This window comes from Shewanella sp. 10N.286.54.B9, from assembly GCF_041468565.1.
Classification (GTDB): Bacteria; Pseudomonadota; Gammaproteobacteria; order Enterobacterales; family Shewanellaceae; genus Shewanella.
The window spans coordinates 1-21,816 of sequence record NZ_JBFRIY010000009.1 but is presented as its reverse complement, the minus strand read 5'-3'; the positions used below and the strand labels follow the sequence as shown (position 1 = coordinate 21,816).

The 21,816-nt window shown below is 42.9% G+C and carries 19 protein-coding genes; 8 read left to right on the top strand and 11 right to left on the bottom strand.

What is annotated here, in order from left to right:
* Positions 1 to 12: 12 nt before the first annotated feature.
* The 3 genes from AB4135_RS02555 to AB4135_RS02545 all read right to left on the bottom strand — a co-directional run bounded on the left by AB4135_RS02555 (position 13) and on the right by AB4135_RS02545 (position 5,051).
* Entirely contained in the window at positions 13 to 2,724 is a 2,712-nt protein-coding gene (locus AB4135_RS02555; protein WP_371990048.1) for a TonB-dependent receptor, read from the bottom strand.
* Between the two features lie 605 nt (positions 2,725 to 3,329).
* Positions 3,330 to 3,899 (bottom strand): LemA family protein, encoded by a 570-nt coding sequence (locus tag AB4135_RS02550; RefSeq protein ID WP_371990046.1) that lies wholly within the window; start codon positions 3,897 to 3,899, stop codon positions 3,330 to 3,332.
* Positions 3,900 to 3,908: 9 nt separating this feature from the next.
* Positions 3,909 to 5,051, bottom strand: coding sequence for a hypothetical protein (locus AB4135_RS02545; protein ID WP_371990044.1), 1,143 nt, complete (start codon positions 5,049 to 5,051; stop codon positions 3,909 to 3,911).
* A gap of 172 nt (positions 5,052 to 5,223) precedes the next feature.
* On the opposite strand from AB4135_RS02545, the gene AB4135_RS02540 reads away from it, so the two are divergent.
* Both AB4135_RS02540 and ric read left to right on the top strand, forming a co-directional pair.
* Positions 5,224 to 6,324: a Kelch repeat-containing protein gene (locus AB4135_RS02540; RefSeq protein ID WP_371990043.1), complete on the top strand. Its 1,101-nt coding sequence runs from the start codon at positions 5,224 to 5,226 to the stop codon at positions 6,322 to 6,324.
* A gap of 110 nt (positions 6,325 to 6,434) precedes the next feature.
* Positions 6,435 to 7,142: an iron-sulfur cluster repair di-iron protein gene (ric, locus tag AB4135_RS02535; protein ID WP_371990041.1), complete on the top strand. Its 708-nt coding sequence runs from the start codon at positions 6,435 to 6,437 to the stop codon at positions 7,140 to 7,142.
* A gap of 29 nt (positions 7,143 to 7,171) precedes the next feature.
* Here the strand turns inward: ric and AB4135_RS02530 are convergent, their stop codons facing one another.
* From AB4135_RS02530 to AB4135_RS02500, 7 genes are all read right to left on the bottom strand, one after another.
* The gene (locus tag AB4135_RS02530; protein WP_371990039.1) at positions 7,172 to 7,636 is read right to left on the bottom strand and encodes an Sbal_3080 family lipoprotein; all 465 of its coding nucleotides are present in this window, start codon (positions 7,634 to 7,636) and stop codon (positions 7,172 to 7,174) included.
* Positions 7,637 to 7,762: 126 nt separating this feature from the next.
* Positions 7,763 to 8,479: an HAD-IA family hydrolase gene (locus tag AB4135_RS02525; protein ID WP_371990037.1), complete on the bottom strand. Its 717-nt coding sequence runs from the start codon at positions 8,477 to 8,479 to the stop codon at positions 7,763 to 7,765.
* On the bottom strand, positions 8,476 to 9,390 hold the full coding sequence (gene xerC / locus AB4135_RS02520) for a tyrosine recombinase XerC (RefSeq protein WP_371990035.1): 915 nt from the start codon (positions 9,388 to 9,390) through the stop codon (positions 8,476 to 8,478). The genes AB4135_RS02525 and xerC overlap by 4 nt, the downstream gene beginning before the upstream one ends.
* 12 nt (positions 9,391 to 9,402) lie before the next feature.
* On the bottom strand, positions 9,403 to 10,038 hold the full coding sequence (locus AB4135_RS02515; protein WP_371990033.1) for a DUF484 family protein: 636 nt from the start codon (positions 10,036 to 10,038) through the stop codon (positions 9,403 to 9,405).
* Complete coding sequence (gene dapF / locus AB4135_RS02510; RefSeq protein ID WP_371990031.1) at positions 10,035 to 10,862, bottom strand: diaminopimelate epimerase; 828 nt, start codon at positions 10,860 to 10,862, stop codon at positions 10,035 to 10,037. The genes AB4135_RS02515 and dapF overlap by 4 nt, the downstream gene beginning before the upstream one ends.
* A gap of 65 nt (positions 10,863 to 10,927) precedes the next feature.
* Positions 10,928 to 12,172, bottom strand: coding sequence for a diaminopimelate decarboxylase (lysA, locus tag AB4135_RS02505; protein WP_371990029.1), 1,245 nt, complete (start codon positions 12,170 to 12,172; stop codon positions 10,928 to 10,930).
* A 5-nt stretch (positions 12,173 to 12,177) separates the two neighbouring features.
* Positions 12,178 to 12,354, bottom strand: a complete 177-nt coding sequence (locus AB4135_RS02500; protein WP_220736811.1) for a hypothetical protein — start codon at positions 12,352 to 12,354, stop codon at positions 12,178 to 12,180.
* A 421-nt stretch (positions 12,355 to 12,775) separates the two neighbouring features.
* Between AB4135_RS02500 and cyaY the strand changes: the two genes are divergently transcribed.
* On the top strand, positions 12,776 to 13,108 hold the full coding sequence (cyaY, locus tag AB4135_RS02495; RefSeq protein WP_371990027.1) for an iron donor protein CyaY: 333 nt from the start codon (positions 12,776 to 12,778) through the stop codon (positions 13,106 to 13,108).
* Between the two features lie 66 nt (positions 13,109 to 13,174).
* Here the strand turns inward: cyaY and AB4135_RS02490 are convergent, their stop codons facing one another.
* Positions 13,175 to 15,598, bottom strand: coding sequence for a class I adenylate cyclase (locus AB4135_RS02490; protein ID WP_371990025.1), 2,424 nt, complete (start codon positions 15,596 to 15,598; stop codon positions 13,175 to 13,177).
* Positions 15,599 to 15,797: 199 nt separating this feature from the next.
* Between AB4135_RS02490 and hemC the strand changes: the two genes are divergently transcribed.
* From hemC to AB4135_RS02465, 5 genes are all read left to right on the top strand, one after another.
* Entirely contained in the window at positions 15,798 to 16,730 is a 933-nt protein-coding gene (hemC, locus tag AB4135_RS02485; RefSeq protein ID WP_371990023.1) for a hydroxymethylbilane synthase, read from the top strand.
* Between the two features lie 9 nt (positions 16,731 to 16,739).
* Positions 16,740 to 17,468: a uroporphyrinogen-III synthase gene (locus AB4135_RS02480; protein ID WP_371990022.1), complete on the top strand. Its 729-nt coding sequence runs from the start codon at positions 16,740 to 16,742 to the stop codon at positions 17,466 to 17,468.
* 66 nt (positions 17,469 to 17,534) lie between these two features.
* Entirely contained in the window at positions 17,535 to 18,683 is a 1,149-nt protein-coding gene (locus tag AB4135_RS02475) for a uroporphyrinogen-III C-methyltransferase (protein ID WP_371990020.1), read from the top strand.
* Positions 18,683 to 19,849: a heme biosynthesis HemY N-terminal domain-containing protein gene (locus AB4135_RS02470; protein WP_371990019.1), complete on the top strand. Its 1,167-nt coding sequence runs from the start codon at positions 18,683 to 18,685 to the stop codon at positions 19,847 to 19,849. The genes AB4135_RS02475 and AB4135_RS02470 overlap by 1 nt, the downstream gene beginning before the upstream one ends.
* A gap of 278 nt (positions 19,850 to 20,127) precedes the next feature.
* Positions 20,128 to 21,816, top strand: a 1,689-nt coding sequence (locus AB4135_RS02465; RefSeq protein ID WP_371990017.1) for a retention module-containing protein, incomplete at its 3' end; no start/stop codon positions are given.

Sequence of the window (21,816 nt, the reverse complement as noted above, 5' to 3'; positions counted from 1 at the left end):
ATGGTAGCCGTTTTATAACGACCAGCTGAACGCAAAGTAGTATCGACGCCCCATCAGGTCATAGGTCATGGTATTTGTATTGCCATCGGTATAACTCTGGTGATATGGCGCCGCTTTATCAAACAGATTATCAACTCCTCCCGTTAAGGCAATAGCATCATTAAGTTGGTAGCGAACTTGGAGGTTATGGTATGCCACCGCATCTACGCTGTCGCCAATATCCCCCTGATTTGCATATTGATCATCCGCGGCTCCAATATACTGAATGTTGTAGCTATAGCGCCACTTTGTATCACTAACATCAAAATAGAGATTTGAACGCCACTTAGTATAACTACCGTCATAACCTATGGTGCCAGCACGAGACTCTACCGGCGCTCCAGCGTACGTTTGAATGTCATACTGATCTAGATAACTGACTTCCCAGGTGGTATTGGTGGTGAACCTGCCCAAATCCTTTTGATAGAACAGCGCCATATCGACACCAGAGACTTTTTCAGTGGCCGCATTGCCTAACTGGGTTTGCAAGTACTCTATTTCACCTGTCATTGGATCACGCGTAAAGTGTTCGTCACTGCAAAACGGGTGCGACATACCATTGCTGTCGTAACATGCCGCGAGTTTGCTTGAACCATTAACCGAATTAATCGCATTTTCAATACTGATTTTGTAGTAATCGAGGGTAATGCTTAACCCCTCAACAACAGCCACATCCCACACAATACCAGCGGTAAAGGTGTCAGCCTCCTCCGGCTTCAAATCAGCATTGCCACCACGGTCAGTCAATATCGTGCCTTCTTGTACGTAATCTGTTGGTACGCTTGCGGCCATACAATTAGCGTAGCGATTAGAGTTGGGATCAAGTTGAGTCCATTCACTACAAGGATCAGTAGTGTTCATGTAACCCTGATCGATACCACCAAATAATTCTGGAATATTGGGAACCCTAAAAGCTGTTGATTGCGTTGCACGTAGTGTCAACTCGTTATTTACAGCCCACTGTAAACCAAGCTTATAATTGGTATCGCCACCGAATGTGTCAAAGTAGGAGTAGCGAACAGCTGCGGTCAAATCTACCTGCTTGGCAAAAGGTAGATCGCTGAGTAGCGGCACCAAAGCCTCAAAATAAATCTCATCAGCAGTGTAGCTACCATTAATCGCATCTTGCTGCGCAGTATTAGCATCACCGCTTATTTTAAGCGGGTCGGGATCATTCCAACCTTTCTCTTTACGGTGCTCTACACCGGAGGCGAAGCTCATCGTGCCAGCGGGTAACTGCCATAAATCACCAGTGATATTTGCAGTAACGCTAAACTGCTCGTTGCCACCATTGTCTTTCATATCAAACAAGAAGTAATCTAACATCTCAGACGTAAGCGAGTTCTCGCCCCACAAGTCGGCACAGGGAATATTAGGGTCGCTACTGCATAGGTTATAATCTGTTGCTTCTGCCAGTCTGGCATTGTTAATCACATTGCTGACTTCATAAGAGCCTCGATTGCTGCCGTAATTGATCGCGACATCCCACTGCCAGCTGTTATCTAGCTCACCTTTAAAGCCTGAAACCACACGCCAAGTATCAGCGCGAATATTAAACTCACGTGGCGCTTCAGCTAACCTGCGACTATTAAGTAAAAAATCTTGTTCTGTTGGATTTGACTCATGCCAAGCGGGAATAACAATGCCAGAGACAGTTTGCGGAGTCGCTGGCAGTTGAGAGGTTCTGTGGGTATACATCGCCTCGGTAAAAAACTGGGTGCTATCGGTGACATCATATTCACCGTATGCAAATAGATTAATACGCTCATTTGGCTGCACTGCATTAAAATATTGATAATAATTATCACGCTCACCGCCATAAGAGGTCGAGCCGTCTGGTAGAAGTTGCACCTCATCGCCAATAGGTTTTCCATTTTCATCTAGAAAATGACCACGTCCTCCCGGCAAAGCGCTACTGCCGCCACATACTAGCTCGCCGTTATCTTCGGTGAGCGGGCAAGCTGCACGGCTTAGCATATCAACCGCTTGGGTTTTATCGTAACTCATTGCAACATAAGCGCTGCCTCTATCACCGACATGGCCTAACGCAATATCAAACTGATATTGTTCGCCATCACCTTGCTCAGTGATCCCGGTGCGCGCTTGCAGCTCAACCCCATCGATTTGCTGCTTAGTGATGATATTAACCACTCCAGCTACCGCATCTGCGCCATACACCGCAGATGCACCATCTTTAAGCACTTCAATGCGTTCAATCACACTCACTGGAATGGTATTCAAATCAACCGATGAGTTGGCGCCAGTACCGCTATTAACCATGCGGCGGCCATTTAACAGCACTAAAGTGCGGTTAACCCCCAAGCCTCTTAAATTTACTTGAGTGGAACCATATCCACCTTCAGTCCAGTAAGCATTGGTCTGGTTACCGGCAAACCCAGCTGAAGCCGACATCCGTTGCAGCAACACATCAACAGAAGTCGCTCCTGTTTTCTCAATATCCTCAGCGGTAAATACCGTCATTGGCGCAGTAGAGGTTATCTCTTCACGAAAGATGCGGCTGCCGGTAACAGCCATGCGCTCTATTTTGTTAGATTGTTCAGTGCTTTTAGTTGTTGAATCAGCGAGTGTTTGCACCTCGATATTGGTGTCAGCGCTATAAACGTGAAACTGAGGTAGAAGGCCTAAAGAAAGTGTAATTGCACTCATCACTGCAGAGCGATACATAAACAGTCCTATGACAAATTTGTTTTGATTATGCAGCGATTTATAAACGATTGATGACAGATAACAATTAAAACCCAACTAACTGCGACACTGTGCCACACCCTAGTGTGACATAGCTTGTAAATCAGCTATTTATGCCAAGTTATACCCCACTTGAAAATGCTCGTTTCAGAGGTGTTGCGCTAGTTCAATTTTAGGCGCGTTAACGTGGAAATGGTTATTCCCTTTTAAGTTGCCGCAACAACGAAGTGGGCTTGCACAACGCCTTCTTCGATGGGCGTTTCTTATATAAAAAGCATGGGCTTTACTCTGTGTTATTGATTTTACCAAGGGAGCGACCATTAGCTGCAATCAATGCCTCGCCTACATGGATGTAGGTGCTTAGGTTCAGCTTGAAGCTATGAACCTGTGACTAAAACCCACTAAACTCCCTCTGAATCTTGCATTTCCAGGAAGGATGGGGATAGTTTTGTTCAAAAAGCAGGCTAACTAGCGATATGTTTGATAATAAAACGCAGTAATGTGACGATAACGCCCCTTAGGGAGCAGCAAAATAAAAAAGCCCATGAAGGGCTTTCGAACACTTAAACCACTAACAGAAAATTCTAAAGATTTGGTGAGTAATCAAAAGAGCCAGATGCAGACGCGTCAACAAAGTTGTCGACCGGCTTTTTCTTATTCAATACGCCGTTAACCATATTGCTTGGAAAGCTCTCAATCCGCGTATTGAAAATAGCAACGTTTTGGTTAAACACTCGCAGTGCTGCACCAACGTGTTCCTCTTGATTAACAATCTCTGCCATGTTCTTGCTAAATGACTCTGATGCCTTCAATTCAGGGTAGCTTTCAGAAACAAATCTTAAGCTCTGCATCAACTGCTCAGAGACATTGCTCACTTCGCTACAGCGACTAGGTTCAATCTCTTTACCATCGAGCTGCTCAACACTGTTTCTCAGTGCTGCTATTTTTTTAAATACATCAGATTCAAACAGCTTATGTTCATTCAGCACTTTTTCCAATTCAGGCAAAATGCGCATACGTTGTCTTTCAATAACAATCACATCGTCCCAAGATTGCTGTACTGATTTATGCTCAGAAACAATACTATTATATAGTGCGATAATGGTACCAATGACAGACACTATAATGGTACCAGCGATTACTTGTTCAAACATTATCAGTTCCTAATTATATATTTTACTATGGACGTTACGGGTATATTGCATAAAAGTTTCAAGCGATGTTTTTTCGAGCAATTCTTCGGTGAAGTTATCGAATGTAATATAACCTTCTAAAGGAGGTAGAATATCAACATCAACCTGTGAAACTAACAGATGACCATTTTTATCCGCTTCAATAGTTAAATTATTGTACTGCTGTGCTAATGCCTCAATGTTTAACATCATCTTCGGCGTTAAAAATTGTGCAACCGCTATTTGAGTTTCACCTTCACTGTAGAATTTTTTATCAAAAGAAATCAGCGAAGGCTTAAAGGTTTCATAACCCGCAGATTTAACCACGCTACCTGAATTAGAGATTTTTATGCCTTTATGACGATCGTCCCCACTCATGACAACACCATAACGCCAGAATGTCTTGTACTCATAGTAGACTCTTTTATTCTTACCAAAGCCTTCAGTACGCTTAATTTGGTTAGTATGCTCAGAGCGAACCAACACAAAGGCGTTTACTCCTGCAAATTCATCACCAAGTTCAAGTAGATAAGCAGCGACACAGTTACTATAGTTGCCACGTTGAAAATCGTGATATGCTGAGCTACTTAATGATTTCATTGTTGCGCCATGGCGCAGCAACAACACCTTGTTATAAACAGCTTTAGTTTGCTTATTAACGTAGTTTACAAATTTGTCTTTTTTATCTTTCTTTAAATTAGCAGTAAACTTAACTAGCAGATACATTAGCGCAAGAGTTGCCACTGTAATGATAAAACCATTACTTGAACTGGAGCCATATGTATACCTCGACTTCAATGAAGTTATATACATCCAACCAATGTAACTAGCAGGCACTAATACTATTAAGCTATGCAAAACATTTACCGAACGACTACAAAGAAAACTGTAGAATAGGTCTCCTTTTTTTGCTTGGTATTCGTCCACTAACTCGGTTAATTCATCGACGGACTCAGATTTCTCAACCCTTTGCAGCACCTCATCCATGTAAGCAACGCGGCGATGATATTTATCACCTTTTAGCCACAAATTAATTTTATTATCTTTAAATGCCATTAAAAAACCTAAAGGGGCGAACTTAACTCGCTCTAAATATAAGAATTTATTAATCGTCATTATATTGATAAAAGCCATCAAATTAATCACCAGCTAACAATAAGCAGCACATAAATAGTAAAACAGGTAAATTTACCAGCATGAATCGGCACTATTGAATACTCAAATTAAAACTTAACCTAATACTATTGAGTGTGAATAATTTTGACGCTGAATGAGATTTTGCTACATTAAACCTCTAGGGAATTTCGTGAGCTTAATCATGCCAAATATCATTATTTTTCTATTAATTATCCTTTACTCTGTCACTGCAACTGCAGAGCCCATAGCAGATCTACCCGAGCCAGTAACCAATAATGCAGTTGCTTTAGTCACTGTGGACTCTGCCGATTACTTACTCAGTTTCATGGGAATGGGGCAAAATAAAAACTATCAGGCTATCCATAATAGATCATGGGCAATAGAAATAAGCAAGGCTGACGCTCAATGGCAACAACTCCCTCCAGTACCACACATCAGTGACTTAAGTGGCCGCCTAGCTGCAATTGCTGTTGGCATTAACAGTGATGCTTACCTTTTTGGTGGCTTTACTGTTTCAAGTGATCATCAAGAGCTATCGACTGCCGATAACTATCGCTTCTCAATTAAGGATAAAAGCTATACTCGCATCGCCGATATGCCGGTAGCTGTTGATGACACCAGCGCACTGGTTTATCAAAACCGATATATCTATCTACTAAGTGGCTGGCATCAACATGGCAATGTCAATTTAGTGCAGGTGTATGACACCCAAACTGATACTTGGGCCCAAGCTAGCCCCTTGCCTATTCCTGCAGTATTTGGCCAAGCTGCTGGTATTGTTGGCAACGAGATAGTCATATGTGATGGCGTAACAGTTACTCCTCAAATCAACCAGCCGAGGACGTTCACAGCATCACCAGTTTGTTTATACGGAAAAATAAAAGCTGATAATCACTTACGTATCGATTGGCAGTTGCTACCTCATTATTCACAACAAGTTATAGGTAACTTGCCACAACCGGATGCAATGGCTCATTACCGAATGGCTGCAGCTGGTGATAAAGAGCATCAACAGATCATTTTTGTTGGTGGTAGCAGCAACCCATACAACTATGACGGCATTGGTTATAACGGCCAACCAAGCCATGCCTCAGATATAATGCACCGTTTCGATCTAGCCTCCCATCAATGGCTTCCAGCCGAGCTAGTAGCAACGCCATCGATGGATCATCGTGGCCTTATTATTTATAAAAACCAATCACTTCGCATTGGCGGTATGCTTAAACAACAACAGGTAAGTAAAAGCGTATTGAGCGTACCTCTAAAGTAAGGTTTTGACCGCTAAAGTGTGATTACCCGAGCATTTTACTCAAGTAATGATTGAGAACACATTAAGATGCAAATAATATACTTGTTATATTAATTTGTTGGAGTGCCACCATGTCTCAATCAAAAGAAGTGCAACTTAATACTCGTGTCGGCGAGTTGGTCGCTAATGACTTTCGTACAGCTCATATTTTCAGTCAACATGGTATCGACTTTTGTTGTGGCGGCGGTATTACGCTAGATCGCGCTATTTCTCGTTTTAATGCCGATGAGGATGCATTGCTCAATGCACTACTCGCACTCGATGAAAATACGGTCACCAACCAAGGGCTTACCGAGCTGCCACTGCCTGATCTGCTTAATTATATCGAGGCCACTCACCATACCTTTGTCAGAGAAAAAGCGCCGCTTTTAGTCGAGTACAGCCAGAAAATGGTACGTGCTCACGGTGAAAACCACAGTGAGATAAAGCCGTTAGCAGGTTGGATTACAGCACTGGTTGATGATTTGATGCCACACCTGATGAAGGAGGAACAGATCCTGTTTCCAGCGATTTTAGGACTGCATAATCAAGTTGAAAACCAAACTTGTTTTGGTCACATCAGTAACCCAATCAATGCGATGCAATATGAGCATGATGATGCGTTGCAGATTATGGAGAAGATTAGCGAGCTCACTAACGGCTTTCAACCGCCAGAGCATGCTTGCACCACTTGGCGCGTTTGTTATGCCAGCCTCGCTGAATTCGATGCGGATCTAAAACAACATATCTACATTGAGAACAACGTATTGTTTCCAAAAGCCATTGCGTTAACGGCTTAAAAAAAGGCTCACATTTGTGAGCCTTTTTTTTAAATAGCAGTTTGGTTTAGTGGAGACCAATTCATTGACGCTTGCTTTTGTTGAATAAGCTGCTCAATTAACTCTCTTATCTTTGGCTCTGCATCGATAAATTTACTCATATTTGCACCGCCGCGGCGAGCATCATAGATAGCTTCACCGTCTAAACGGCCGTCACGAAATACCTTAATTTCGGCATAGACCATGTAAAGCGCAAGATCCCACGCCCAATTGGCCGTATAGGTCGCTGTCCACTCACACTGCTCATCTGCATTTAGCTCTTCGATAATACGGTAATTAATCTTCTTCTCAGCAAGAATGGTTTCCATCTCCTTTAGAAAACCTTCGCGTACATCAGGATTCTTTTGGATACAAACCTCAGCATTATTACTGACCTGCACCGGGTCGACTCGTTGCTTTATAGAGCAAGCACTGGTTAATAGTAATACCGTAATGGCAACAAATAGTTTTTTCATGATAATCCTTATCTAATATAAAACTTTGTTTATTATTAATATTTAGCAGAGCGGAGAATACCAATATCGAGAAGGATAACAAGCGATCACGAAAAAAAGTACAGTGGAAAACTGAGTTAAAACAAGCTAATTGAGTTGCTCTAATTGAAATATAGATTTAATTTGTATGTGTGGAAGATATTTTCCTGCGACTGATAACATGTCAGCACCAAACCCAGGGTTGAGCCACACAGCCTGGCAGCCTGCTTGCCTTGCACCAGCCACATCGCTATTAGCACTATCGCCAACGTGCAGTATTTGTTCTAATGGAATATCTAAACGACTAGCAGCCTGTATAAACATATCAGCAGCGGGCTTTTGCTTGAAGCCCTGCCCTGGGTGCAATACAAATTCCAACATTTCGCCTAAACCAATGCGCTGATAATCGACATTGCCATTGGTAACACCAATCAGTCGATAACGTTGTTTCAACCTCGCGAGTAGCTCCAGCACTTGCTTTGATACTGAAAAGTGACTTCGATGTAAAACAAAGTGGTCAAATACAGCTGTCGCGCCTGCTTTAGCCGTATGTGCATCGTAACCCAATTCAACTAAGCCACATTCAAGCATGGCTTGCCGAGCAAGACTCGGGTCATGGCGCAGTTGCGGGTGCTGCTTTATCAAGGTTAACTTTAATCGATGCCAGTCACCTATTTGCCATGCTTGAGACTTAGGGTATTGCTGATTGAGAAACTGTTGCGATGCCGCCTCAGCTTGACGAATAATAGGGCGATTATCATATAAGGTGTCATCGAGATCGAAGCTGATGACGCTAAAAGGCTGTGGCCGTAGATAGATCTTCATGATTTACCACCTCGCTTCTTCGCTCTGGGGTGCGCGCCGTCGTATACCTTGGCTAAATGTTGAAAGTCCAAGCTCGTATAGACTTGGGTTGTCGATAGGTTCGCGTGACCCAGTAGTTCTTGTACCGCGCGCAGATCTGCACTCGATTCAAGCATATGGGTCGCAAATGAGTGCCGCAGTTTATGGGGATGCACCTTAACATTCAGCGCCTGCTCCTGCCCCCATTTAGCCAGTCTGGCTTGAATGCTGCGGTGCGCCAAACGTCGACCTTTAGCGGTGACGAACAGTGCATCATCTTCACAAGCAATATCTCGCTTAGTATCAAGCCACTGAGAGATTGCAGTTAGTGCTAACTTACCAATCGGCACGATACGTTCTTTACCGCCCTTACCCAGCACCTTTACTTGCGCTTGGGAAAATTTAATATCGCTGACATTCAAGGCTGCCAGCTCTGCCAATCGTAACCCTGAAGAGTAAAACAGCTCCATTATCGCTTTGTCTCGGTAACTTAACGGATCGTTAGCATCAATTTCTAACAGATGGGTTACCGAGTCCACATCCATATTTTTAGGTAAAGGCTTAGCTTGCTTAGGTGCGCTGAGATTAAGTGCTGGATTAACGGAAACTTGCTCTTCTCTGAGTAAAAAATCAAAGAACTGTTTAATTGACGACAAGGTAAGGGATAAAGAGCGTGGACTTAACCCTTTACGGTGTAGTTTAGCGATAATGGCTTGCAGTGATTCGTGCTTTAGCGCAAGCCAGTCATCATCAGCTGAAAATACGGCTTCGACCCGCTTTAATTCAAACAGATAGTTTCTGACGGTATAAGCTGAAACTTGCCTTTCAGTCCTTAAGTATCGTTCAAAATCGATAAGCCAAGGTGACGTGCCCGAAGATACATTGTCAGCCATAAAGCCTCGCTATTAAATTTTGGGCAACTGATGATCCAGTAACTGTTTGAGCTGCGAAAGTAACAGGTGATCCATATCAGGATGAAAATGCATCGGATCTGAGCTTGCGATAGCAAAGATCACTTGGCCGCACTCTTGCGATAATCGAGATAAAGCGACTGAACCGACTTCTGACCCAAATAGACGTTTTGACTCTTCATTGGTTAAACGGCCAAAGTAGTAACCTGAATCTAAGCGTTTTTTCCAGATCTGCGACAGTTCACTATCAATATCATGTACTGTAATTAATCGTACATGGCTGAACTGAAACTGCTCTTTTAAACCACTTGATAATACTTGGCGTAACTCACCCATATCTTCACATTTTAGCATCTGCATCGACAATGCACTGTTAAACATGTAGATCTGCTCATTACGAGATGCCATCGCTAATAAAGAGGTAATCTCCTCTTCAAGCTGAGACACCCGCTGACGCAGCGACTCTTGCTGTCGTTCAACTAATGAAACCGCACCGCGCTCTGCATGAGGAATACGCATAGCCAATAATAACTCTGGATAACGGCTAAAAAAATCAGGGTTATCGAGCAGGTACTCTCTAATCAATATTTCATCAAAAGGAGGTTGCTGTTTCATGTTGCTATCTGTCATTGAGGAATTTGTCCATCATAAACGTGTTCAGCAGGTCCGGTCATCCACAGTGGCTTACCTTCACCATCCCAATTGATCATCAAGGTACCGCCGGGTAGATCAACGCGCACATTTCTTTCAAGCTTTCCTTGTAAAATACCCACAACAACAGCTGCACAAGCACCTGTGCCACAGGCTAATGTCTCAGCCGCGCCGCGCTCATAGACTCGCAGTTTTATATAACCTGGGTTTACCACCTGCATAAAGCCAACATTAACGCCCTTTGGGAATCGTTCATGTTGAGTCAATTCACTGCCAATGGTGTCGACATCGGTATTAGCGACATCGTCGACATCAATGACGCAGTGAGGATTCCCCATAGAAACTGCACCACAAAGGTATGTCCCGCTAGATGCCATCAGTAGGTAGGTTTTCTCTACTTTCTTAGCATTAAAAGGTATTTTCGATGGCTCAAGCATAGGAATACCCATGTTGACCGTCACCTTACCATCACGCTCTAGCCTCAGCGTTATCTTGCCTGATGAAGTACTGACTCGGATTTTATGCTTTTGGGTCAGCCCTTTATTGCGGACAAAACGTGCAAAACAGCGTGCGCCATTACCGCACTGTTCAACTTCGCTGCCGTCGGCATTAAAGATCCGGTAGTGAAAATCAAGATCAGGGTCGTACGGAGGCTCCACCAACAATAATTGATCGAACCCGATGCCAAAATTTCTATCGGCTAAACGCTTGATCTGATCAGGAGAGAAGAACACATTCTGTGTGACCCCATCAACAACCATGAAGTCATTGCCTAACCCGTGCATCTTCGTGAATTGAATCAAGATGGACTTCCTTAAAGGTAACCGTAGCGGATAGTGCTTATCACGCTACATTCTATATATTGAGTTTACGGCAGTAACTGCTCACCTTGCCACAATTGTGCAAGTTTTTCTCTTTCACGGATAACGAAAGCTTTATCACCATCAACCATTAACTCGGCAGCACGTGGACGCGAATTGTAATTCGAGGCCATGGTAAACCCGTAGGCGCCGGACGATCGAATTGCCAAGTAGTCACCGGCTGCAATATTCAATTGACGATCCTTACCTAAGAAGTCACCCGTTTCACAAACAGGGCCAACAACGTCATAACTTTGCGTATCACCACCACGATCGATTGCAGGAATAATTTTTTGCCACGCACTGTACAGAGAAGGTCGAATCAAGTCATTCATTGCGCCGTCAACTAAAGCAAAGCGTTTATCGCTATTCTCTTTAAGGTACAGCACTTGAGTGACAAAGATACCTGCATTGGCGGCAATCGCTCTGCCTGGTTCAAAAATTAGCTTAAGATCTCGACCACCTAAACGCTCCAGTAGAGCAGCAGCATAAACATCTGGTTGTGGCGGTACTTCATCATCATAAGTCACCCCTAGACCACCACCGACATCAAAGTGCTTAATCTCAATGCCTTGATCTGCAAGCCGGTCAATTAGCGCTAACATTCTGTCCATAGCGTCTAAAAAGGGTTTTATTTCAGTAAGCTGAGAGCCAATATGACAATCTACACCTTTGATTTCGATACCAGCTAACTCTTTAGCGCGCAGGAAAATAGCTTCAGCTTCTTCCATCGCAATACCAAACTTATTCTCTTTAAGACCGGTCGAGATATAAGGATGTGTGCCGGCATCTACATCGGGGTTAATCCGCAATGACACTGGCGCAATTTTGCCCATGCGCTGTGCAACAATACTTAATTGTTCTAGTTCAGCCGCAGATTCGACGTTAAAGCAGTAGATACCTATCTCTAACGCCATCTCCATTTCGGCCACTGTTTTACCAACACCTGAAAATACCACTTTAGCAGGATCACCACCGGCTTCTAATACTCTTGCAAGTTCGCCGCCCGAGACAATATCAAAACCACTTCCCAAGCGCGCCAGTACATTTAATACTGCGATATTAGAATTGGCCTTAACTGCATAACAGATAAGGTGTGGATGATTAGCGACGGCATTATCAAAAGCATGCCAATGGCGCTCTAATGTCGCTCGCGAATAGATGTAAAGAGGCGTGCCATGTTGCTTAGCTAATTCGGCAACTTGGCATTGTTCGGCATAGAGCTCGTCTGCTTGATATATAAAATGATCCAACGTCTTTAATCCTTTTTACTTTCTTCGCTTTGCTTTGGCTCTGCGTCAGGCGACTTTGTATCTGTCGCGGCTTGATTAACGTCTTGTGGAGGCGCTCTAAAAAGTGCACTTTTTTGCCCACAACCTAAAAGTACAAGGCTACCAAGCCCGAGTAATAAAAACAGTCTCATTTTTTTCAACATCGATGACCCTTAGTGCAATAACTTGAACTGAGGTAACATCAGTCAATGTCTTGCTGTATGGCAAAAAATAGATACCTTGATGTTTGCAGACTAGGCTATTCACAGTCAACCCTCTAGCGCATTTATATCGGTAGTTTTTATCTGTTATTTTTCGATATTTGGCACTAACAAATAGTATAAAAATGTAATTTTGACGCTGAAATCTGCTTCTATGTGATATTTATCTGGTTTTAATGCAAATAAAGCTCTCAAAATCTCTTTAGTTAAAAGCATAAAAATTACTTATAAACATAAGCTTAAAAAGACTTAATTACTCATTCTGCGTTCACTAAAATAATAACCATAAAATTAATGTGATTGGTAATCACCGATTGGATTGGTAATATATGTGTTAGTAGCTTAACACTGAGGGATAATTCGCATGGCTATTACAGATTTTGAATTTCATCAACTAGCAGATGAAATGTTCCAAGCAATTGATAGTGCGATAGAGGTACTCATTGACGAAGAAGATGCCGACGTCGATGTTGATGGTTCAGGTAATGTATTGCAGTTAGAGTTCAACGGTGATTCTAAAATTGTAATCAACAAGCAAGAGCCGATGCATGAGATTTGGCTTGCCACTCAATTTGGCGGCTACCATTTTGCTTATGTTGACGGCAAATGGTTAGACCAACGCAACGACAACGAATTTATGCCATTTGTCATTGAATCTATTTTTAAGCAAAGCGGCCTGAAACTAGATATTAAGTAACGGTTGATTCAATTATTTGATAAAAAGAGGAGTATAAAGACTCCTCTTTTTTTGCCTGAACAGCCCCTAAAACTCTGCTTCATAGGCCTCTTTTGAGACGCCAAAAGGCAACGCTATCAGCTTGCCATTCAGACGTTCAAGCTTAAAAAACTGCGGCATGTTAAATTGTTCTCGCTCCAGAATTGAATCATTAAAAGCATGGTGATGACTAACTTGGCTCACCAAGCCTTCAATATCAATTTCCTCCTGAACATAATGATTGAGTGCATTGTTCTCATCTAAGATAAATACATCTAACCCTTCACTTCTTGGGCGTAAGAAATACTGGATTGCCCCCCTAGCGGCATAATCTTGGATCACCGAAGGGATCTTCGAAAACGGCTCATTGCCAAGCTCTGGTCTTGGTATTTCAACTAACTTTCTTTTTGATAGCTGCTGGTAAAAAGACTTAGCATCACTCAAATTTTCGAAATGCATGCCTCTATTGTTAAAGAAAATACCGTAACGTATCTTGCCCACTTTAAGCGGATAAACCAATGTTGATGACTCTTGTGCATCACGACCTAAACGTACCGTTCTATCGAGTAAATTTTTAACGCTACGTTCAGTCTGCGAACGTAACTTACTCGCACAACTAATAACTTCCATAGCCACATCTTGTGATGCTCTTCTCATACCTGGAGTAACAAAAGCCAAAGTATCTAACAGTGCTTTTTGTCCTTCAAAATGATGGCAATGCCACTCACCCCAGCTGTTTAGACTGATAACATCGATGGAGCCCAACATATTGCTGCAGCTTTTACCCATAGAAAATACATTACTGTTTAGATAATCAGCCATTATCTCTTGGCCAACCCATTGCTCTGTTGGATCGCTATTAAAATTGAGCAGGAACACCAGTTTCTTAAAGTGCCAAGGCTGGCAGAGTGCTAACTTTGAGACTTTCATCGAACCAATATCAATTAAACCCACTAACCGATCCGCTGCCGTTGTTAAAAAAGTCGCTCTTCGCTTACTCTTCTTAACTTCATACCAGCGCGTGCCCTCAACAGATACGCCATTCAGTGAGGCCCATACCAATAATTTAGCCTTACTTTTTGAGTGATAAACCGCACTATGTTGTAGAAAGTTTCTTGGATGGGGCGCACAGCGATACAGATAATAGTTTCTATCTTGTTCACTATAAATAATCGACAGGTGAGACTCTGTTAGCGAGCGACTCCAGAGTTGGTTGAGCGTCATAATCTGATGCTCATCTTCACTAAAGTAAGTATGTAATTTGCGGGTCAGTAAACCCAACTCTGATATTCTAAGGCTCTCACTCAATCGATGTGCCGAAGCAAAATGCAGCAAGGTTTGATAGCTGCCTAACATTAGCTCATTGAGTTGTTCATTAAACCATTGCAGCTGGCCACAATGCCAATGCTCACAATTATCCAGAGTTTCAACTAAGCTCGGTGCCCAGCCCCAATCTTCGACCAACTGATGGATCTTATAATAACGCCAGTCTTTCGCTTGCTCTGGCAAACTCAACCTAACACCACATTTAAGATAAAAGCAGCGTCGCGTGATCTCTAACCTTCTTGCATCACCAAGCTTTAATAAATAGCTTTCGATTGACTCATACAACAAGTAGTAGGCGTCATTACCCGCTGAGAAATCTCCTTCTAAGGTTCGCTGCCAAATACGTTCGCTCACCAATTGTGTATTAGGATATTCACTAGCATAAGCCTCTAAAAGTAGCACTTTCAATAATGCTTTATGGGGTTTTTCCACGCCTTTATAGAGCTGCCATAATGACGCACCAAAATACTCACTCGCTGGCAGTGATTGGGCGTCTCCGAGTGAGAGTAAATGAGAGTTTTTTACAGCATTAGGCCACCAGGCAATCACTTTTCCCGCAAGCCTGAAGTGACTCCGGTAGAACTCTTCTAGTAATAACCAATGCTGAGCACTACCACTGTGCTCATGTCCCATACAGTTGTATAGATCAGCTTGATCTTCTTGGGCCATGATGAACTGTTCAGGATGAACTAAATAGATATTAACTTCGAAATCATACTGGGCGAACCACTCGGTCAACAAAGTCGCTTTCTGGGCTAATAATTCACACTGATTCTTACTCATTAATTTGCTATGGATAAGCCAAACATCAATATCACTCTGTGAGTTTTGTCCGAAGCTCGCAGTACTGCCCATACTATAAACCCCTTCAATCATAGGGTTATGCTTATTGGTATTTACAGGAACTTGGAGATTCAGCGTGTCACAGGCTTCAAAATCTTCACTGTTTAAATGAAAATCAAATATTCCCTTGGGCGTAAACGGTCCATTGTAACCAGGAAGTTTTTCAGAGTGATGATGCAGAAAAACAGGGATCAAGCGGAGCAGGTAGCGTTTAAGGGGCGACAATAAAGCGCTTGCTCTAGCATATCGAATACAATCCAACCTTTCAGCTGCACATTCTTGCGTGTCGAGCTTTTCTACCAATTTAGGCTAACTCCCTAGTCTATATCGCTATGTCTAATGTATACGGCAAAATGCCTTACAGCAAGCAAATGTGACATCGGTCACACTTTTAACTGAGATATAACTGGGTATACTTCAAAGAATCAGCAGCAGAATGTTACATCTGCTTTCGGGCAATGTTAGCATTGGCGCAACTAAGTTCTAAGATGGAATATTCTGCATGTCTCAAAATGTAATCCGTATCGCAACACGTAAGAGCCCTCTTGCCATGTGGCAAGCTGAATTTGTGAAAGCTGAACTGGAAAAAATCCATGAAGGCCTCACCGTTGAACTGCTGCCGATGAGCACTAAAGGTGACATCATCTTAGACACACCGCTTGCTAAAGTTGGTGGTAAAGGCTTATTCGTAAAAGAACTCGAAGTTGCCATGTTAGAAGACAGAGCTGATATTGCCGTCCATTCAATGAAAGACGTGCCAGTTGATTTCCCTGAAGGCTTAGGACTAGAAGTTATTTGTGAACGTGAAGATCCACGTGATGCATTTGTATCAAACAACTTCAGCAGCATCAATGAACTACCGCAAGGCGCAGTAGTTGGTACTTCAAGTTTGCGTCGTCAATGCCAAATTCGTGCGGCTCGTCCAGATCTTCAAATTAAAGATCTTCGCGGTAATGTTGGTACCCGTTTAGCTAAACTTGACGCAGGCAACTATGATGCAATCATCCTTGCCGCTGCAGGCCTTAAGCGTTTAAAGCTTGAAGAAAGAATTACTAGCTTTATCTCAGCAGAAGACTCACTACCTGCAAACGGCCAAGGCGCTGTAGGTATCGAATGTCGTACTGATGATACTCGAGTAAAAGCACTGCTCGCACCACTTGAGCATTTAGAAACACGTCAACGCGTTATCGCTGAGCGTGCAATGAATACTCGTCTTGAGGGTGGATGTCAGGTGCCTATCGGTGCTTACGCAGAGATTGACGGTGACACATTGAGCCTACGCGGTTTAGTGGGTAACCCAGATGGTAGCCAAGTTATTGAAGCTGCAACCTCTGGCAATAAAAACGATGCAGAGCAACTCGGTGTTGCACTTGCTGAAGAGCTATTGTCAAAAGGCGCCAAGACTATTCTTGATGCCGTATATGCAAAAGCATAAGCAGGCTCAATGAAGGTATTGCTGACGCGCCCACAAGGGCGTAATCAGTTAATGGAAGAGGCGTTATCTAATAGAAACGTCTCTTACCTCACTACGCCTTTATTACAGGTACAACCCACTTCAAACCTCCAATCGAAACAGATCCGCTGCACACTTTCTCAAGCTGATATTATCATTTTTATTAGCACCAATGCCGTCAAGTTTGCTTCTGATAAACTTACAGAGAAATGGCCTCAATCGGCTCAATATTATGCAGTTGGTGAAGCGACATATTTAGCCTTGCAAGCCCTTGGAATTATAGCTAATAAAGCTCCCGATGATTGTCAGCAAACTGAAGGTTTATTGAGTCTACCCGCACTTAATAATGTCAGCGATAAGAATATTGTCATTGTTCGTGGCGTCGGTGGACGAGAAGATTTAGCTATTGAGCTAACCAAGCGCAATGCAAATTTAGCCTACTGGGAAGTCTATAAAAGGGGATGTCCCAAGTTAGATATGAGCGATATTTGTCAGCAATGGCAATCATTCGGTATAGACACTATCATCATTACCAGTGGCGAAATACTCGATAACCTTATCAAAACTGTGCCAAATGAACTATTTGCATGGCTGCAAACTTGTCATATTATAGTCCCTAGCTCCCGAGTATATGATAAAGCTGCTGCGTACGGTCTAATCACCGTAACCAATGCCAAGGCAGCCAATACCAATGCGATGCTGACTGCACTATCCTTATAGTTTAGCCACTTAAGCATTCGTAGATACTCGTTTTACTGCAGCATCATCGCTTTCAAGGACTGTTTAATGGAAAACAAGCACACTGACGCCAGCTCCACAGCGCCCACTCCGGAAGAAACTACTGCGTCACAGTCAGTTATTGACGCTCAGTCTGAACCGCAGAGCAGCCTCGAACAGCCAGTCGCTATTGAGACCCAAGCAACCAATAAAGCCACCCCATGGGGCGTTATTATTACGCTTTTTTTATTATTGATTGTCACTTTTGCCGCCGCTGCCGGCGGATATCACCTGTATCAACAGCTTGAAATACAAAAAGCACAGTCGCTCGCATTAGAGCAAAAACTACGGGCTGAACTCGTCAAGCCAAATCAGCGTATCGCCTTTTTAGAGCAGCAACAGAACCAATTTAAATCTTCTGTAGATTTAGCATTATCTACCGCTCAAAACGAACAAACACAGTTGCAAGAGCGCGTGTCAATTATTGCTCAGCGTAACCCCAACCATTGGCGCGCGGAAGAAGCTAAATACTTAGTCCGGCTGGCAGGGCAAAAATTGTGGTTAGAGAAAGATCCCAGCACCGCAACTAGCCTGCTAAAAGCTGCCGACGAACGCATAAAATCAATGCGCGATCCTTCGCTTATGCCACTAAGAAAAGCACTGGCGAATGATATCGCCGCTACTGCTTCGATTAAAAATACCGATATTGCTGGCACCGTATTAACCCTTGATACCTTAATCGATGGTATTGAAACCTTGCCATTAAACCGTGCCGAAACCCACTTTTCAGCAGAAGAGCTAAAAGATACTCAAGTGAGTGACTCATTGGATGATTGGCAATCAAACCTCGCTAAATCTTGGCAAGCACTGATTGATGACTTTGTCATTATAAGAAAGCGCACTACTGATGCCGCGCCGTTACTAGAGCCCGATCAACAATGGTACCTTGTCGAAAATACTCGTAACAAACTGCTGCAAGCTCAATTAGCCCTGTATCGACAAGATCAAGTTAATTACCGTAACTCAGTTAAGCTGGCTAGAAAATGGATTTATCAGTATTTCGATCTTAAAGATCAACAGGTCACCGATGCTCTAGCCACTTTAGATGCATTAGAAACCTTGAAGATCCAAACAACATCCATTGAACGATTTGGTTCGTCCAACCTTTTAAACCAGTTGGTAACTTACGGTAATTTAATGACTGAGGGGGCGCAATAATGGTTCGCGTTCTGGTCTATCTCGGTATTATTTTACTGGGCTTCTTCATCAGCCCGTTTCTAGCTGGTAATAAAGGCTACCTTTATATTGCCATTGGTGATTATCAAGTAGAGACCAGTATCGTCTTTGCAGTTATTGCACTGGTTATTTTTTACAGCCTGCTACAACTAGCTGAGTTTGTTATTGTTTGGGTGTTAAACCTCATTTTAGGAAGTCGACTACTCCCTGAAAAATGGCGTAAGAAGGCTGCAAGAAAGCACACTCTTATGGGGGCTTTAGCGCTTGCAGAAGAGGATTGGGCCGCAGCTGAAAAAGCCATGGTTAAAGGTGCTGATAAGGGTGAGATCCCTGCACTTAATTTACTTGCAGCTGCTCGAGCAGCACAACATCAGAATAATATTACAGCTCGCGATGAATACCTTGCTAAAGCAGAGCTTGAACCGTTAGCCACAAAAGCGGTGAGTACTACCCGCACTCGTTATCTGCTGCAACAGGGTGAACTAACGCTAGCACGAGAAGAGCTCGACAAATTAAATCCAACCAGTAAAAGCAAAGCTCCAGTATTAAAGCTAGCTGTTGATTTGTACCAAGCGCAGCAGGATTGGCAAGCTCTTAAGCTTATTTTGCCTATCGCCAGTAAAAAGCAGATTATGACCGATGATGCGTTTAAAAAGCTCACCTTTGAAACCAATATCGCTTTACTAAAGCATGCCGCGAATACAAATGAACAAGAGTTAGAAAAATGCTGGCATTGGCTATCGCGTGGCGAACGAAAACAAGCAGAGTATATTGCTGAATATGCTGTCGGCTTAAATCGCTATGACCAAAAAGAGCACGCTATAAAGCTGCTGCAAAAGCAGCTTAAAGCATCTCCTTCAAAAGCAATTTTTGCAGCATTATCTCAAGTACTCACCCCGTCGGATGTTGCAGCTAAAAAGCAGCTATTAGCGCTCGAAACTAGCTTTGAAGACAATGTAGATTATCAGATCTGTTTAGCTAAGTTGTATCACCAGAATCATGACTATCACAATGCTAAAATATGGTGGCAAAAAGCTTGTTACCTCCAGGATGACATCAATAACTTACACGCTCTCGCTGATGTACAGGAACACCAAGGCGAATTAAACAGAGCACTGCAAACCAGAAGAAATGCCGCCAAGCTGTAAGTTTTTTTATATTCTTTTTGTATATAGAAGCCACTGTATAGTGGCTTTTTGTCTTTTAAAGCGCACTATTTTTATTTCCTGCAAGCTAGCTAGCTGAAAAAACTCGCCTTTAAAATCTAACAAAAAACTTCAAAAAAATATTATTGCCTCACCTTGACTTCCCCTGATTTGACAACATTTGAACCACGTACAAACTTTGTACTATTGGTACAACAATTAAAATGACTAAGTACTAATGTTCCTTTATTTCGCTCACGGATGAGATGGTCGAGAATTTTATGATGGATACATATATTTCAAAACAGGATGCCACCATTGTGGAGCTTTCTGGCGTCATTAGCAGTAAAAATAACCAAGGTGAAATGGTCCCTCTTAAGGTAGGTGACACTTTACGCCAAAACACCTCATTTAATGTTGCAGCAGACGCAACGTTTAAACTTGAATATAGCGACGGTACCATAGTCACCCAAGCTGATTTCCAAGACACCACTGAAGTCACTAGTGCAGGATTTGAAGCCACTGAAGCTATCATCGAGACTATCGACCCAGAAATTGCGGCATTACAAGCACAAATTCTAAGCGGTGAAGATCCGACATTAAACTTGCCAGATACCGCAGCAGGTGAAACGAGTCCAACAGGTAACGAAGGTGGTGGTTTTGTTTCTGTAGGCCGTGCAGGTGACGAAACAATTGCGGCAGCAGGACATAGCACCGATGGCTTTATTCAGCCACAAATCTCTCGCCTAGATGAACAACCTAACTTTTTAGAACAGTTTGCTAAGCCTACAATTACTACAAGCTCTGTGACACTGTATGAAGAAAACTTGGCTGAAGGCTCTGCGCCTCAAGTTGCTGCACTGTCACAAGCTGAGAGTGTTTCTGTTGCTGTACAGGCGGGAATTCAAGCCCTTACAATCAATGGTGCACAAGTATTTGTAGACGGTAGCTTCATCGGTCCAGTTACTATTCCCAGTGAATATGGCACTTTAGTGATAACCGCTTATGATCCTACAAACTCCATCCTTACCTACAGCTACACCCTTAATAGCGCATTAGACCACAGTGAGTCTGATATTTTATCAGAACTATTTGTAGTGCAACTTACTGACAATCAAGGGGACAGTACCACTGCAGTAGTCACAGCGAATATTGTCGATGATGCTCCTACGGGCCTCGATGATATTAATGCCATTAATGAAGACAATCTTGAAGGCGTGTTCGGCAATGTCTTAGCTAACGATACTTTAGGTGCTGATTTAGCCCAAGTAACTCAAATATCTTCAAGCTCAGGTACAACAGATGTCGGCGCAGAAAACACGATTGCAGGTGTTTATGGTTCTTTAATTATCGCCGCTGACGGAAGTTACAATTACATTCTCAATAGTCAGGCTGATGACGTTCAATCCTTAGCGCTAGGCGAGCAAATAACAGATACTTTTGATTATCTATTAGTCGATGCAGATGGTGATGAAGTATCTCTCACTTTAGTGATAACCATTACAGGTGAAAATGATGCTCCTGTTATCACCTCTTCATTTGAAGATGCACAAGGTAATGTAGTCGAAGCTGGTGTGCTAGTCGGCGGTAACGAGGCTACAGCTGGTATAGCTGAAACAGGCGGCGTATTAACAGCGACAGATATTGATGATGGAGCCGTTCTTACATGGAGCTTAAATGATGCAGCAGAAACACCTTACGGAATATTTAGTCTCGATGAGTCGACGGGCAGTTGGACATTCATCCTAAGCAATGAACTAGCCAATAGTTTGGCTGTTGGTGACCAAGTTTCCGAAATATTCAACATAACAGTGACCGACGAATACGGTCTTTCAGCAATCCAAGTTGTCACAGTAACGATTAATGGTACTAATGATATTCCGCTTATCACCTCAACCATCCAAGATGCCACTGGCGATGTATTAGAGGCCGGCGTGATGGACGGCGGTAACGTGCCAGAGCCGGGCAAC